At 72.4% G+C, this 16,382-nt stretch carries 6 protein-coding genes; all 6 read left to right on the top strand.

All coding sequences use genetic code 11. The annotated features are described in order from the left end of the window. Window positions 1-124 precede the first annotated feature (124 nt). The 6 genes from D7231_RS24215 (at window position 125) to D7231_RS24190 (ending at window position 16,367) form a co-directional block, all read left to right on the top strand. Window positions 125-1,651, top strand: coding sequence for a glycosyltransferase family 39 protein (locus D7231_RS24215; RefSeq protein ID WP_120757647.1), 1,527 nt, complete (start codon window positions 125-127; stop codon window positions 1,649-1,651). A 383-nt stretch (window positions 1,652-2,034) separates the two neighbouring features. Next, complete coding sequence (locus tag D7231_RS24210; RefSeq protein WP_120757646.1) at window positions 2,035-3,243, top strand: ComEC/Rec2 family competence protein; 1,209 nt, start codon at window positions 2,035-2,037, stop codon at window positions 3,241-3,243. A gap of 27 nt (window positions 3,244-3,270) precedes the next feature. Then, window positions 3,271-8,739 carry a DUF6603 domain-containing protein gene (locus D7231_RS24205; protein ID WP_120757645.1) on the top strand — a complete coding sequence of 1,823 codons (5,469 nt, stop codon included), beginning with the start codon at window positions 3,271-3,273 and terminating at the stop codon, window positions 8,737-8,739. After that, window positions 8,736-11,078 carry a hypothetical protein gene (locus D7231_RS24200; protein ID WP_120757644.1) on the top strand — a complete coding sequence of 781 codons (2,343 nt, stop codon included), beginning with the start codon at window positions 8,736-8,738 and terminating at the stop codon, window positions 11,076-11,078. The genes D7231_RS24205 and D7231_RS24200 overlap by 4 nt, the downstream gene beginning before the upstream one ends. Before the next feature lie 55 nt (window positions 11,079-11,133). Further along, on the top strand, window positions 11,134-14,997 hold the full coding sequence (locus tag D7231_RS24195) for a hypothetical protein (protein ID WP_120757643.1): 3,864 nt from the start codon (window positions 11,134-11,136) through the stop codon (window positions 14,995-14,997). After that, on the top strand, window positions 14,994-16,367 hold the full coding sequence (locus D7231_RS24190) for a bactofilin family protein (protein WP_199739441.1): 1,374 nt from the start codon (window positions 14,994-14,996) through the stop codon (window positions 16,365-16,367). The genes D7231_RS24195 and D7231_RS24190 overlap by 4 nt, the downstream gene beginning before the upstream one ends. Window positions 16,368-16,382 lie beyond the last annotated feature (15 nt).

The raw sequence follows: 16,382 nt of genomic DNA, 5'->3' as shown, positions 1-16,382 counted from the left end.
CCGAGCACGGTGCCCCCGCACCTGACCTGCTCTGATCCACCGCCGCGCCCCACGCACGTCCCACCCCCGCCCTGCCGCGCTGCCCCTTCCTCGGGGCGGCGCCGGAAGTGAGCAAAGCACCGCCATGACCTTCACCTCCCCCCACCGCACCCCACCGCTCACATCCGGCCCCTCTGCCGGCCGCTCCCACGGAAGCGCCGCGGTCCGGGCGACTGCGTGGGCGCCGCCGATCGTCGGGCTCGGTCTCGGGCTGTGGGGGATCACAGGCCCCTCCGCGTGGACCGACGAGATCGTCACCATGGACGTGGCACAGCGGTCCGGGCCGCAGCTGGTCCAGTTGCTGGGCCGCGTCGACGCGGTGCACGGCCTGCACTACGTGCTGATGTACCTGGTCGGGCAGGCCGCAGGGGTCGGCGAGTTCACCATGCGACTGCCCTCCGCAGTGTCGGTGGCTGTCGCCGCAGCCGGCCTGTCCTGGCTGGGGCGGCTGCTCGGCGGTCCGCGCCTCGGCCTCTACGCGGGGCTGCTGCTCGCCGTGTTGCCCACCGCGTCGCGGTACGCGCAGGAAGCCCGCTCGTTCGCCTTCGTCATGGCCGTGGCAGTACTGGCCACAGGTGCCCTGATCAAGGCCTTCTCCGGGCATGTACGGTGGCCGGCCGTCTACGCCGTGCTGATTGCCCTGCTGGGCTGGTTCAACGTGATGGGACTCCTGCTGGTGGCCGCACACGCGGTCACGGTGGCCCTGCGGCGTCCCGGCCGCCGCGTGGTCATACGCCTGCTGGTGGCCCAGGCCGCAGGCATCGCCGCCGTCGTCCCCCTGCTGATACTCGGCGTGTCCCAACGCTCGGCCGTGGGCGAGGCCGCACCCGTCACTACCGGAACCCCGTACAACTACTTCACCTGGCTACTCACCCCCGGCCAGGACACCCTCCCCACCGCCCTGAAACTCCTGCTCACCCTCAGCGCCCTCGCCTCCGTAGCCCTCTTCATCGCCCGTCGGCACAAGACCCCGCCCCTGATCCTCGCCGTCGGCCTGCCCTGGCTGACCGTGCCCCCACTCCTTCTCCTGGCCCTCTCTCTGGGCCAGCCTCTCTTCGCCTACCGCTATCTGCTGTTCTGTCTGCCTGCCCTGGCACTGTTGCTCGCCGCCGCGGCCACCTCCCTCCCGCTGCCCCGGCGATTGCTGCTGGCTCTCCTGCTGGCCGCCCCGATCACCGTGTCCCACCTGGCCATACGTCAGCAGGACAGCCGCCCCTGGGACACCACCGCCGTCATCACCACACTGCAAAACCGCGCCGCCCCCGGGGACGGCGTCCTCTTCAGCGGCGGCCGGTGTCACCTGATCGCCTCCGCCTACCCGGAGGTCTTCGCCCACCTCCCCGACCTGGGCACAACCGAGAGCGCAGCCGAACGCGGCACCCTCGACAACCAGCCCGCCGACCCGGCCCTCCTGCACCAGCGCCTGGCCCGCACGCCCCGCGTCTGGCGCATCACCTGCCGCCACCTCTCCACCGGCGCCCGCCCAGCCGCCGCCCGCCGGGCAGAGTCCCAGGAGCAGGCCCTCACCCGCGCGGGCCTGTCCCCGGCCTACCACCACAGCGCCCGCGGCCTGGAGATCACCCTCTACCAACGCCGGCCTCCCGCCGGGTAGCCGCCGACGGACCCACTCGCCGGCATCCCACCGCATACAACGTCGGACCCAGCCGGGCCGCAACACAACAGTGCCCAGCGGAGGCGGTCATCCGGCCCGCGCGGCTACAGGCGCGGGCCGGGGCAGTTCCTGAGGCCGCCGTTGCGAGGGTGTGCTACCTGCAAGTAGCGCATACCGCGAGCCGTAGTTGAGATGCCTCGGAGCAGCGCAGAGGCCTGGTTGCCGGTCATCCAGCCAGCTTTGCTTAAGAACACGCCATTGGTGAGGGTTCATGGCGGTGGTCCGCGCCGGCTGGGGTGGGATGACACGCGGCCGTGCGCTTGCGGACTGTTGTCCGTGGCGCACGGTCCGCGACGGGCCGACGCCATCGAGGGGACGACGACATGCCGGTCAAGGTGGTGTTCTTCAATGTGGGGCAGGGCGACTGCACCCTGATGATCTTTCACAAGCCGGGGGCGAGCAAAGGGCACGCGGCTGTTCTGCTGGACTGCGGTTCCACCAAGGCGGTCGCTCCCCGGCCGGCGGCCGGAGCGCCGGCGCCGGTGGGCACTGCCAAGGACCGCATGGTCAGCCATCTCAAGCAGAAGATCGACGGGTATCTCCAGAACCTGGAGACCCCGGGAGTCCTGGACTACCTGCTGATCACTCACCCCGACCAGGACCACTTCAACCTCCTGGAAAGCGTCCTGCTCGACGACACCACCAAGAAGCTGCGCTACACCGTCAACAACATCTGGTACGGGATGGCCCGCACCGACTACAAAGAGGGCAACAGGTCCTTCGTCGAGACCCTGCTGGGCAATCCGGCCGCGCTCACCAGTACCACGGGCCACCGCGTGGTCAACCCCCCGCTGGAGAAACCGACCCAGGCCGACCCCGAGCCGCTGTTCCCGGAGGATACGGCCGCGCCGAACCTGTTCCTCCTGGGCGGTGGGATGTTCGTCCCCACCGCCCGCCGCGGCGCCGCCTGGTTCCAGAGCGCGCCGAAGGAGACCATCGCCAACCTGGGCAGCCTGGTGTTCTCCCTCGTGGGGGTGCGCGACAGCAAGGGGCTCAGGCAGAAGGTGCTGTTCATGGCCGACGCGTTCGTGGAGAACGAGCAGGTCCTCATCGGCATGGACAGTTCCCCCAGCGCCCCGCAACGCTGGTGCCGGCGTGAGAAGAACCTGTGGCTCAAGGTGGGGCACCACGGCAGCAAGACGTCGACCAGCCGGGAGTGGCTCGAACACACCACCCCTGACGGCCTGTTCCTGAGCACCGGCCCCCTCCCCTTCGGCGGCCAGTCCGCGACGTGCACCGAGAGCAACGTCAACCGGCGCATGCTCGTCGAGTGGGAGGCTGTCCGTACCGCACAGGGCATACCCGTGCCCAAGGTCACCGGCCAAAAGCAGTGGGGCTACGGCTATCAGGACGACGTGCCCCCGAACGTGCTGCCCTGGCCGTTCCGCTTCCGCGACGCGAGCGGAGGCGGCGTCTTCAGCACCCTCGCCGGGGAACCGACCCCCGCCAGCGGCGGGGAGTGGACCGGGGTGGACTGGCACATGTGGATCGATCGCGCGGGCGCCGGCACGTACGACCTCTGGTACGAGTAGCCCTCTGGTACGAGTAGGAGACCTGCGATGGCGCTGTCCGTCGACACGCTGCGCGCGACCCTTCGGGCCGCGCAGGAGCAGCGGGAGCTCACCGTCACACCCGAATACCTCGAACTCCCCCCGGCTGCCGATCTGTTCACCGAGCACCTGGCGGACGGTGTGCTGCACGTGCGCGAGGCCGACATCGACGCGGCCCGGCTCACGGCCGCCGGCACGGTCGGGCTGGCGAGCGGCACCGATGCCCGTACGGCCGTGCACTTCCTCGCCGACGACGCCGGGACGACGGTCGTCGGAGTGCGGATCGACGCGGCCCTGCCGCCAGGATCCCAGGACCTGCCCAAGCAGTTGCGCGACGCACTGGTCCCGCTGGAGCGGTTCGGGCTCGGCACGCTCCATCTGGTGCTCGGTGCCGAGCCCGGGCTGAACGACGAGCCCGAGGCCCTCACCGGTGTGGGCGCCGAGCTCGACTTCCCCGACGCGCAGGCCGCCCTCAAGCCGTACGTGTGGGGTTATCCGCCGCAGACCGGCGCGATCTGGCGGCTCGGGGCGCGCTTCGCGCCCGTACCGCTCACCGGGCTGGACGCGCTGAGGTCGTTCGCGGCGGTCGGCACGGGCGGCTTCGACCTGCCCCCCGACGTCGCGCCGGACAGCGGTCTCGCGCTGACCGGAGTGGCGATCGCCTACGCCGCGGGCAATGGTTCCGCGCTCGCGACCAGCGGGTCCGGGCTCGCGACCAGCGGTTCAGGGCTCGCGGCCGGCGCGGACGACGGCATGCTGTCCGTCTCGCTCAGCGTCGACCTCGGCCGTTCCTGGGAGCCGCTGGAGGGCGTCACCGTCGGCGGCCTGTACGCCGACTTCACCGTGCAGCGTCCCTTCTCCGGCCCCCGGCTCCTCGCCACCCTCGGCGGCCACGTCCAACTGGCCGACGACATCGGCGTCGACATCGAGGTCTGCCTCCCCGACCGCGCCCTGACCGGAACCCTCTCCGCCCCCGTCGACGCCGGCCGGCTCCTCCAGGACCGCTTCCCCGGCCTGCCCCTCCCCACCACCCTCACGGTCAGCGAACTCACCCTCTGGGCCGAACTCGCCTCCGCCGCGGAAAACCGGGGCTACGGACTCGGCCTCGCCCTCACCGACGTCTGGCAAGTCGTCCCCGGCATCGGACTCGACCAGGTCGTGCTCACCGTCTCGCACCAGGCCGGGCTCACCCTCGCCGGGCTCGCGGCGCGGTGGACGCTCGACGAGGGCGTGCTGGACGTCGCCGGAACCTGGTCCTCGGCCGACGGGTGGGCCTTCACCGCACACGCGGTCGCCTTGCAGCCGGCCGCCGTCATGAGCCACTTAGGCATCGACGTTCCCGAAGCCCTGCGCGACCTCACCATCGAGGAACTCGCCGTAGCCTTCGACACCCGGGGCCGCTTCACCTTCGCCTGCACCACCACCCTCACCGTCGGCGAGACCCCGCTCGCCCTCACGGTGACCGTCGTCACCGACCGCGACGGCGGCAGCACCCAGGTCTCCGGAATCCTGCGCCTCACGGTCCCGCTCGACGACGAGACCGAGCGCGTCCTCGAATTCGCCGTCGACTACACCGGCGACCCCGCCGGACGGACCCTCACCGCCCGCTGGACCGGCACCCCCGGCATCACCTCCCGCGAAATCGCCGCCGCGCTCGGGCTGCCGGTCCCGGCCGGGGTCCCTGCCGGACTCCTGCCCACCTTGACCTCCGTCGGCCTGCGCTACGAGACGAGGGCCGGGCGACTGCTGCTGGCCGCCACCACCGAAGCGGGCGGCGGCATCGTCGTCGCGTCCGTGCCCGGCACCCCGCGCGCCCTCGTGCTGCTCGTCGCCGCGAACCTCTCCGACCTCACGCCCACCAAGCTGTCCCAGCTCCCGCTGGTCGGCGGTCAAATCCCGGAAAGCGCCGACGTCGGCCTCACCGGCATCCAGTTCCTCGTCACGGGCAACGCGCTGACCACCACCCAGGTACAGCAGGTCAACGCCGACCTGGAGGCCGTCGGCTGGACCGGCGGCAAGCTGCCGGACACCGGCTCCGGGTTGCCCAAGGGCGCGGTACTCACCCTCCCGTACGAGATCGCGGGCCAGGCCCAGGACCCCCTCGCCGTCTCCTTCGGCGGAGACGGCCAGAAGCAGCTCGCGGTAGGGAACGCAAGCGCAAGCGGCCAGAAACAGTTGGCGGTAAGGAACGCCAGCGCAGGCGGCCCGGAATCCGCCTCCTGGGTCGATATCGGCCGCTCCTTCGGGCCGCTGCACCTGCAACGCATCGGAGCGGGATTCGACTCCGGCAAGGCGCTGGTGATGTTCGACGCGAGCATGGGCGCCGCCGGGTTCACCCTCGGGGTGATCGGCCTCGGCATCGCCCTCGACCTCGACACCATGAGTGCCGAACCCCGCCTCCAAGGGCTCTCCGTCGACCTGCGCCGCAACCCGCTGCACATCGCCGGCACGCTCGCCAACCGGCAGCCCCCGCCCGAGCACTACAAGGTCCTCGTCGAAGGGATGCTCGTCGTCGAGATGCCCACGTTCGGGGCACTCGCACTCGGCGCGTACCAGCGCCGCGACGACGGCATGACCTCGTTCTTCGCCTTCGGCAGGCTCACGGGGACGTTCGGCGGCCCGCCACCGTTCCGCGTCACCGCCTTCGCCCTCGGCTTCGGCTACAACAGCAGCGTCCGCGTACCCGAGCAGGCCGAGATCTCCGCCTTCCCGCTCGTCTCCGGGCTGGACGGGGACCTGCCCGACGACCCGCTCAAGGCACTGCCCCTGCTCACCGGCGGACCCAAACCCTGGGTCAGCCCCGCCGAGGGGCAGATCTGGCTGGCCGGCGGCATCGACTTCACATCCTTCGAGTTCGTGCAGGCGCGCGTCCTGCTCCTGCTGGAAGCCGGCAACGCGCTCACCCTCGCCCTGATCGGACGCGCCGAAGCGAGCTTCCCGAAGAAGGGCACCAGGAAATACGCGCGCATCGGCGTCGACCTGCGCATCGTCTACCAGTCGGCGCGCGGCGAGTTCGCCGCCACCGCCCAGCTCGTGGACTCCTACGTCATCGACCCGTCCTGCGTGCTCACCGGCGGCTTCGCCTTCTGCTCCTGGTTCGGGCCGAGCGCGCACGCCGGCGATTTCGTCCTCACCGTCGGCGGCTACCACCCCGACTACAAGCCGGTCCCGTCGCACTTCCCGGTCGTACCGCGCCTGGGTTTCACCTGGTCCGTCGGCTCCGCCGTCACCGTCAGCGGCGGCGCCTACTTCGCACTGACCCCGAACGCCGTGATGGCGGGCGGCTCGCTGGACGTGCGCTTCAAGGCCGGGAACGTCGAAGCCTGGCTGACCGCGCAGGCCAACCTGCTCATCCAGTGGGCGCCCTTGCACTTCCGCGCCGGAATCTCCGTACGTGTCGGCGCCCGCGTCAAGCTGCTGTTCACCGTCAGCGGCGAGATCGGCGCCTCGCTCGACCTGTGGGGGCCGCCCACGGGCGGCACGGTCACCGCGAAGTTCGTGTTCATCAAGGTCACCGTCAAGTTCGGCGCCGCGTTGTCCGGTCCGGACCCGCTCACCTGGGGCGAGTTCCGGGACCAGCTCCTGCCGCCCGAGGCACCGCTCACCGCGCACGCACTCACCGGGCTGCTCACCGACTCCGATGCCGACCCCGTGCTGCGGGCCGCGCGGATCGATGCCGGTGAGGAGCCTTGGCTCGCCGATCCCGCGGGCTTCTCCTTCGCCGTGTCCACCGCCGTCCCCACCGCGCGGGCCCGGTTCAACGCGCGTGATCCGGAGGGCAGCGACACCGTCGACATCCGGCCCATGAAGGTCAAGGACATCGACGGACTGCTGCACGTCACCGTCGAGTACAGCGACACACGCCGCCGGCAGGTGGCTTCCTGGCGCTCACTGCCCAACGAGGACAAGTGGCAGATCGATGCCGAGCACGGCAACGTCCCCTTCGCCCTCTGGGGCGACCCGGACGTCCCCCAGGACGAGGCCCTCGGCCAGGAGCCGCTCCTCGACCACCTCACCGGGCTGCGCGTCACCGTGCCCCCGCCCCGAATCAACGGCCAGGACCTCGGCACGATCGCCGAACGCGACCTCTCCTGGGAGAAGCTCCCCGACGACGCCGCGCTGCCGCTCGACCCGCACGCCGGCCCCACCGGCTCGCCCGTCGAACTCGCCGCACCACTCGGCGCGGGCGTCGGAGTCCTCGCCGACCGGATCGCCGACCTAGCGGCCGGCTCCGCCCGCACCCGCATGCACACAGTCCTCGCCGGTCTCTGCCCCGACATCCCCCTGCCCAACGGCACGGTCAGCGCCTACGCCGAGCAGGCCCGTACCGCCGGACTCGACGCGGACCCGCTGCTGCTCACCGAGGACCCCGCACCGCCCGCCCCCGGGCCCGTGGTCCTCGTCCTGGACGACACCACCGGGGCCGTTCTGTCCGTCGACCCGGACACCGCGACCGTCGTCGGCCGCGTCCCCGTCGGGCAGCCCGGCCCGTACCTCGCGGTGACCTCGGCGGACGGCGCGACGCTGTACGCGGCCGGGACGAACCCGCGAGAGCTGGCAGTCATCGACGTCATCGCCCAGCAGGTACGCGCGCCGCGCACCGGCATCCAGCTGGCCGGGCAGCCGACGGTCCTCGCGGTCAAGCGGGACGGCTCCCGGGCGGTCGTGGCCCGTCCGGCGTACATTGCGGCTGCCGCTGTCGATCTGACCGGTGGCACCGAGCCCATCCGCACGGACGTCGAACATCAAGACGTGCAAGCCTTCGGGGGCATCGCGGTCGACGTGGAGGCGGGCCGCTTGTACGTCAACGCCAACGACGGCACCAAGACCCTCACGTACGACACCTCCACCGGTGAGAAGCTCGGCGTGGTCTACGGCCCCGCGACACCCACGTTCGTCACCCCCGGGGAGCCGGGACGGGTGTACGTCTACGGTGCCGCGGCGGGGACCAAGGGGCAGGTGCAGGTGACGCCGGTGCCGGCACCAGGCGTCTGGTACGCGCCGTACAACTTCCCGGTGCACGGCACGGCGCTGGCCATGCTGACCGGCTCCGCCCGTCGCGCCGTCGTCCTGCGGAAGACCGGCGACAGCGGGCATGTCGTGACGCTCTACGAGCGTACGGGCTCGACACCGGTCACGATCGCCGAGCACGACGTCGCGGTCGGCCCCGACCCCCGCTCCCTCGCCCTCGACCCCGCCGCCCGCGCCTGGGTCCTGCACGGGGCCGCCGTCTCCGTCGTCAGCGGCGACGACCTCCTCGGCGCACTCCCTCTCGACGCCCGCCCCCTGTCCGTCACCTTCACCCCGGACGCCACCCGCGCCTTCGTCGCCTGCGACGACGCGAGCGTGACCGTCATCGAGATCCACGACAACGCGCCGGTCGCCACCGCACACTGGCCGCTGCCGTCCGGCACTGTCGCCTCCGCCGCCCTCTACACCGTGTTCGCCGACACCGCCTCCGAAGGGGCCGCCCGATGACGGACCAGCGCCGCGCTCCCGCGCCGGCCGACGACCCCGGCTTCGTCCTGCGCTTCCAGGACAACCGCGAACCGGCCATCAACGCCGGGCTCTACCGCGTGAAGGCCACCCAGACCCTGCCCGGCGTGGACACCGGCGGCTACCTCGCCGACACCGAGGAGACCTTCGAGGTCCGCGCCCCGCAATTCGCGCTCGCCGAGGAAAGGGTGCACGCCGTCAACCCGGCGCCCGAAGCCCGCTCCGACTACTCCACGACCCTCGCGCACCTCACCCTCACCGATCCGCTCCTGCCGTGGATGCGCCGCCTGGACGAGCCCGAGCCCGAGACGGCCGAGGCGGCGGAAGAGCCGTGGCTGGCCCTGCTGCTCTTCGCCGAGGGCGAGCTGCCCGGTGACCCCGAGTCCGCGGCCCTGACCGTGACCATGACGGCGGAGGAACTGCTCACCGACGCGGACGGCGTACGCCACCCGCACATCGCGCCCTCACAGATCGAGGGCGACCCCACAGCAACCTGCCGCACCATCGACATCCCCGGCGACGTCTTCGCCACGATCGTGCCCCGCACCGACGAACTCCGGCACCTGATCCACGTCCGCGAGGTGCGCACGGACACCGGCCTGCGCGGTGAACAGCTCGCCGAAGGCACGTACGCGATCGTCCTCGCCAACCGCCTGCCCGACCGCGAGCACGAGGTCCGCTACGCCGCCCACCTCGTCGCACTGGAAGGCTGCCGGTCCATCCTCGCCGACGCGGACGACGGGCTGCTGACCGGCGACGTACACATCCGCCTCGCCGCACTGCACAGCTGGTCCTTCACCAGCAACCCGGCGCCCGGCGGAGGCTTCCCGGGGCGGGTGCGGCACTTCCTCTTCGACGCCGAGGGTGAGCAACGCGATCTGCTGCTGCGTGCGCCCGCGCCGCCGCCCGAGCCCCCCGCCGGGGCCGACCCCGCCGCGTACGCCGAGGCCCGCGCCCGGCTGGCATCGGGCCGCGTGCCACTGGCGTACGGTCTGGAGACCGGTGAGCGCAGCGTCGCCTGGTACCGCGGCCCCCTCACTGCCGAGCCTGCCCAGCAGCTGCCGGACCAGCCCGCAGCCGGCTGGACGAGCGCCGCACAGCTGATGGCGTACGAGAAGGCATGGGGCCTGTTCGACGCGGGCTGGGGCGCGGCCTGGACCCTGGGCCGCACGCTGGCCCTCGCGGACGCGGACTTCGCGGCGATGCTCACCGCGTGGCACGCGAAAGCCCGCACGAGGGCAGCGATGCTGGCACAGCGGCTGGCAGCGGTGGGGCTGGACGTAGCGGGGCCGCAGGAGGCAGCGACCCGCGCCCTCGCTCCCCGCCCCTTCGGCACCCTCCTCGAAGACCTCGCCTCCGACGGCGCGGCCGCCCGCCTCCTGCGCGCCGGCACCCACCCGGCCGAGACCCGTCACACGCCCCCGCCGGGCCCCTTCAAGCGCGTCCCCACCGCCGGACGCCGCGGAGCCGGACGAGCCACGCCGACCGCCGCACTGCTCGCCGATCCACCGGCGCCCCTTCGCGCCGCCCTCACCGCCCAGCTCGCCGACACCGCGGCCCCCATCAGCGAGTGGCTGCAGCGGCTGCGCCTGCTGCACCACGTCCCCTTCGCCGACCTCGTGCCCGACGAGCGCGCCCTGCCCGCCGAGTCCCTGCGGCTGTTCTACGTCGACCAGGGCTGGCTCACCGCGCTCGTCTCCGGCGCGGCGGGCATCGCCATCACCGGCGAGGCCGACGCCGCCCTCGCCCGGATCGCCGCGCCCTGGGCCCGCGGCGAAGACGAGCCGGATCGCCACGCGGGCGTGCTCATCCGGTCCGCGCTCGTGCACGAGTGCCCCGGGCTGCTCGTCCGCCCGTACCGGGGAACCGGCGACAGCCGTACCCCCATCGCCGTACTGCGGCAGGACGCCCTCGGGCCCGGCGTCCTCCTCGTCCTCTTCGAGCAGGTACCCGACGAGATCGAGCTCGCCGAGCCTCCCGAGGGACTGTCGTTCGGCGTCGACACCAGCTTCGACGACAAGCGCGTGATCGGCCTGCGGCGCGTCGACGCGCCCGGCGTGGCCCGCCAGATCGACGGCGAGGCCTTCCCGCACCCCGCCGGCGGCGACGGACTCGACGCCCACCTGCGCCCCGACCCCGCCGGCCGGCGCGCAGTCCTTGACCTGCGCCCCGCGGACGCGGACGGACTGCTGAAGGAACTCGGCACCCGCCTCACCGAACTCGGCCAGCAGGCCGCCGCCGAGTTCGGTCCCGCCGGACTCGCCGTCCAGCTCGTGAACGCGCCCCGCCGTCAGCTCATCACCCGCGGGCAGGCCCGATGACCCCGAACGGCACCGACGCCCCCGCACGACACCGAAGGAAGGGCAGGACAGCGCAGTGAGGCAACCCCCCGGCTCCCGAGGCGAGTCGCAGCCGCTCGTCGTCCCCTTGCAGATCGAGGCCCTGACCGTCAACGAACGCGTCCGCTACGCCGAGGTCTTCCAGCGCTGGCAGGCCAACTACGCTCTCACCCGGCTCAACCTGTCGCCCGAACCGCCCGCCTTCTCCAACACCGACACGGCCTTCAACGCGGACCCCGGCCGCGAAGGCGTCTACCTGCACTGGCAGCTGCCCGAGGCCCTCACCCACGGTGTGGACGACCAGGGCGACGGCGTCCCCGTCTTCCCGCTCGTACCCAACCGGTGGCTCGTCGTCCGCCAGGCCGTCGTCGGCGCCGCGGGCACACGCACCGACACGGGCTGGATCGTCGAGAGCGACTACCTGCACCCGGCGCACGGCTCCAGCGCCTACATGGACCGCGACGGCCGGCTCACCCGCATCGGCCGCCGCGTCGACCTGGCAACGGGGGAGTGGAGCGAACCCGGCACGCCGGACGGCGGCCTGTTCCTGACCGCGGTCGGCCCCGGCCTGCCGACCTTCGCCGCGTACCAGCCGTACAACACCGACGTCTTCTCCGTGCACGACCGTACGGACGACCTCGACCCCGACACCCCGTACGAGCTCAACTACCTGGTCGCCGGCTGGTACAGCGACCCCGCCGCCGACCCGCTCGCCGGAGACCTCGCCGCCCGGATGGCCGCCCTCAACTGGACGGCCACGGGCACCGCGCCCGACTCCGCCCGCACGGTCTGCCACGGCACCGCCCTCGACGTGCAGTGGCAGCGCCGGGGCAGCGGCATGCCCGCCTCCGACCGGCCCGACTACGTCACTGTCGCCGTCGGCAACAACACCGAACACGCCGGCAAGGCGCTCACGGAGTACGCGGCCCGCAGGGCCGGATCCGCGCCCCAGCTGGCCGCCCTGATCTCCGCCGCGCACTCCGGCGTCCTCGACCTGCTCGACGAGCCGGACGGCCAGTTCCAGGCCGAACGCGCGCTGCACGCCTCGTGGTTCACTCCCGAACCGGGCGGATACACGTGGGTCCTGGAGGACGCCGAACAGCCCGCCGGGCAGGCTGCCGAGCGGTCCGCCGCGCCGGGTGGCAAGCGCCGCCGCCCCCGGGCGGTACGCAGCGCGTACACACAGGCCCTTGCCCAGCTCAATGAGGATCAGGCAGCGCACGACACCGCCTTACAGGACCTCATCGCCGCACAGCGCCGGCTGTACGACCTGTGGTGGGCCGCCAACCTGCCCAAGGTGCCGGACGCACCGGGGGAGCCCGCGGGCAAGTACCGCGACGACCTCGACAAACTCGTACAGGACGCCACCAGGACGGCGAAGGACCAGCGCGACCGGGTGGCACGGCTGCGCGCCGCGATCCCCTGGGGAGACACCCCCGAAGACCTCACCACCGCCATCGGCTGCTACCAGCGCGACCACGGCCTCCCCGAGGACGAGGTCGTCCTCAAGCGCGCCGTCCAGCCCGACCACCACCGGCCCAACGACCCCGTCGTCGTCATCCGGGGGACGAAGGACCGGCCCCTCCCGCCGGACCCGGAGCACTCGACCGCCGTCGCCGACCCGTACGCCGTGCCCGAAGGCGCGTACGACGACTCGGAGCAGGACGAGGACCCGCCGCTCGGCTGCCGCTGGCCGGACGCGCTCATCACCGGCGTGAGGGTGGCGGGCAGCCCGGTCTCCGCGACCGAAGCCCAGGCTCCCAAGCCGCCCAACCTTCCGGCCCCCGAGGGGCTCCCCGGCATCCTGCCGGCCCTGCTGCGCGAGCTGTTCCACCTCGCGTCCTCCAACGCCCGCACGCTCGCCACGGCCACCGGCTTCACCGGGAACGTGACGGCACTCGCCGAAGCCATGCGCGACCCGTACGCGAACGCCGCCGGCACGCCGGGCGCGTACACCGCCCAGTGGCGCCAGCCCTGGCAGCCCCTGTTCTTCGAATGGAAGGTCGACTACTTCCCCATCGAATGGCAGGGCGACCCCGACGGCAGCCACAGCGACCGCGACAACTGGGCCTTCGACGGCAACGAGTACCACTGGCTGGGAACCGGCGCCCACACGATCCCGCGCACCCTCAGCGGCCGCCAGTTCCTCACCCCGGCACCCCGCGACACCATGGCCGACGCGCTGCGCCAGTACGCCCGCACCCACCCGGGACCGGGAGCCGCCGCGCTGCGCTCCCTCGCCCGGCAGGTCGAGGACGACGCCGACTGGCTCTCCCAGCCCCTCGTCGGCTTCACCGAACAGCTCGCCGCCCGCGGGTCCCACCCCGCGACCCTCAACCCCCACACCGAGCTGTCGCCCGACCTGCGCACCGCGCTCACCGAAGCGACCGGACGCACCCTGCCACCCGCCCCCGGTGCACTGCCGCGCCCGTTCACCGGCTGGAACGAAAGCCTCTACCAGCCGCTGCGCGCCGGACAGTTCGCCTTCGCACGGCTCGCCGTCATCGACCGCTTCGGACACGCGCTGCCCGCCATCTTCCCGGACCCCCGCGCCCTGTCCTTCGCGGCCGGGAACGAGCCGGGCGACGTCATCGGCGTCGGCGTGCCCGCGCGCCGCTTCGCGCCCGAGCTCCCCGAGGAGCTGACGCCCTCGTGGAAGGACCCGAACGACCCCGGGCAGGGCCACTGGACCATCAACCCACCCACCTGGTACCGCTTCACACAGCTCACGCCGCGCCTCACGCAGCCCGCGCGAGCCGGCTTCACCCTGCTGGACGCGAGGGACGACCTCGCAGCACTGACGACGGCGAGCGACCCGGACGCGACCCCCGTCTCCGCGTGGCTGGTCCCCGCCCATCTCGACCAGGCCCTGTACGCGTACGGACCGGACGGCGCCCCGCTCGGCGAGCTCCGCACAACCCTGCCACCCAGCGGAATCCGGCAGGTGACCTGGCACGCCCTGCCGTACTCGCAGTACCGCGCGATCGACGACCTGCGCGAGGGGTATCCGCACCTGCACGGCTTCCTCAGCGCGCTGGTCGCGCAGGACCGGGGGCCGGAGGCCCTGCGCGCCCTGCTGAGCGTCATCGACCGCACACTGTCCACGACCGCCCCGATCGGGGACGCCGCGCCTCCGCACGCCCCGAGCGTGCTCGTCGGGCGGCCGCTCGCCCTGATGCGCCTGCGGTTCGGCATCGACCTCGACGGGCCGGCCTACGCCGACCCGTCGTGGGAGAACCTGCGCGAGGCGGAGCCGCCCGCGTACCCCGGCTACCGCTGGCCGGTGCGGCTCGGCGAACGCAACGAGCTGGCGGACGGGCTCGTGGGCTACTTCCACGGCGCCCACCGCGACACGGACTACCGCGTCCTGCACACGGTCCTGAGCGAGGCCGAACTCCCCGGCGAAGCACGGGACTACTTCGACCCGATCGGCGCCGGCGCGTCACTGACGCTCCCGGCCCGGGTGCCGGGCAGTGACCCGGAGAACCGTGACGCGGCCTTCCTGACGGTGCTCGCCGATCCGCGCGGCACGGTCCACGCGACCACCGACATCCTGCCGACCGCCGGAGTCCGGCTGCCGGCCCGGCTCGTCGAGCCGCCCCTGGCCGAACTCCCGGTGTCCTTCCGGCTCGGCCCGCTGCCGGTGAGCGAGTACGTGCCGGACGCGTCGGCCGTACGGGCCACTGGGGAGCCGCCGGCGCTCGTCCTGCCGCGCCCGTCCGACCGGCACGGCACGTGGACCTGGGTACAGAACGAGTCCGCCGCCACGTGGAGCGAGGCCACCACGTACGCCTCCGACGGCGAACCCCGCCACCCGCACCCCGCCCCCACCCTGCGCTCCGGCCGCCTGACCCTCCGCCCCGGCGGCGACGCCGACCACACCGAAGGAGACCGCCGATGACCGACGAGTCCCACGCCTGCGTGCTCAGCTACGCACTCACGACCGTCCCCGCTCCGCTGACCGTCAGCCCGCCCAAGGTGGACTCCGGCAACGAGGACGAGCTGGCCTACGGATCCATCGACCTCGTCATCTCCAACAGCGGCAGCACACCGGTGCGCTGCGGCAAGATCGCCATCGTGCTGCCGGTGGGCTCCCTCGCGCAGGACCTCGCCCTCACGGGCGAGGGCATCGCCCCGTACGTCGAACCGGAATCCGGGTGGACGATCGTCGGCCCGCAGCCGGACGTCCTGGTCGCCGTGCCGACGGCGGAGACGGCGGTGTTCCCGGCGGCGGGGGAGACGCCGAGCGAGACCTCGGGGGACTCGTCGAAGGTCCGGTTCAGCGTGGAGCCGAGCGGCGGGGCGAGCGAGGTCACCGTCGACGGGCTGTACATCACCCTCAAGAACATCGCGATCAGCAACAAGACAGGCGTCGCCCGGATCGGCATCGAGGAGTGGGCGACGACGGAGGGCGAGATCCCGGCCACGCCCAACACCGGCAGGCTGGAGGTCGCGAAGTTCCCGTTCCGGAGCGGGGCGGACCCGTCGCCGGGGATCGGGCGGGCGCTGGTGGCCGTCAAGAGCGTCGGCGGCCCGCCGGCGACGCGGATCTCCGCCGGCGCGGAGGTGCGGCTGGAGTGGCACCACGTGCGGGGCGACAACCACGAGCTGTACATGGACGACCGACGCGTCGCGGATCCCTCGATCGCCGGCGGAAGCGCGTACCAGGTTCCGGCGGACACGGTGCTGCGGGACACCGCCTTCGCACTCAAGACGGTGACGCCGACGCCGGACGGCGGGTATGTGACGCGGTGGGACCACCTCACGGTGTGCGTCACGGACCAGAGGCTGGCCTCGCTGACGGTGAACGGTGCGTTGGATGCCAAGGACGTGGTGACCGCCAGGAGTTCCCTGGAGGTCACCGGGGCGGTGACGGCGCGGAGCACGCTGAATGTCACCGGGGACGCTACGGTCGAGGGGACGCTCAGGGCCACGAATGATGTGACGGTCGGAGGAACGCTGGGCGTCACGGGCCTGCTGACGGCGAACGGTCCGATTCAAGCGAACGACTCGCTTACCGTCGGCAAGACCCTGACGACACACGGTTCGATCGATGCGAAGGCCGGCGCGACAGTGGCAGGCACGCTCAACGTCACGGGCACTCTGGCCGGCGTCTCCGTGACGGTGACGCACGGTGGCTGGGTCGACTGCAGGAAGGAGAGCGGCAACTCATCGACGGCGCCCTCGGGGCAGGTCATGGTCGGCCGTAAACACGACGGTGACGAGAACGGCCAGACCTGTTACAAGTACGCCAGTCTCACCGTCAGCTGAGGCGTGTTCCGAAAG

This window comes from Streptomyces klenkii, assembly GCF_003626645.1.
GTDB lineage: Bacteria > Actinomycetota > Actinomycetes > Streptomycetales > Streptomycetaceae > Streptomyces > Streptomyces klenkii.
Note: the sequence above shows the minus strand (reverse complement) of the source record. Positions and strands in the feature narration are given on the sequence as shown.

Excerpts from the sequence above, each read along its gene's own strand:
- D7231_RS24215 (WP_120757647.1), top strand. The coding sequence starts at position 125 with ATGACCTTCACCTCCCCCCACCGCACCCCACCGCTCACATCCGGCCCC.
- D7231_RS24210 (WP_120757646.1), top strand. The coding sequence starts at position 2,035 with ATGCCGGTCAAGGTGGTGTTCTTCAATGTGGGGCAGGGCGACTGCACC.
- D7231_RS24205 (WP_120757645.1), top strand. The coding sequence starts at position 3,271 with ATGGCGCTGTCCGTCGACACGCTGCGCGCGACCCTTCGGGCCGCGCAG.
- D7231_RS24200 (WP_120757644.1), top strand. The coding sequence starts at position 8,736 with ATGACGGACCAGCGCCGCGCTCCCGCGCCGGCCGACGACCCCGGCTTC.
- D7231_RS24190 (WP_199739441.1), top strand. The coding sequence starts at position 14,994 with ATGACCGACGAGTCCCACGCCTGCGTGCTCAGCTACGCACTCACGACC.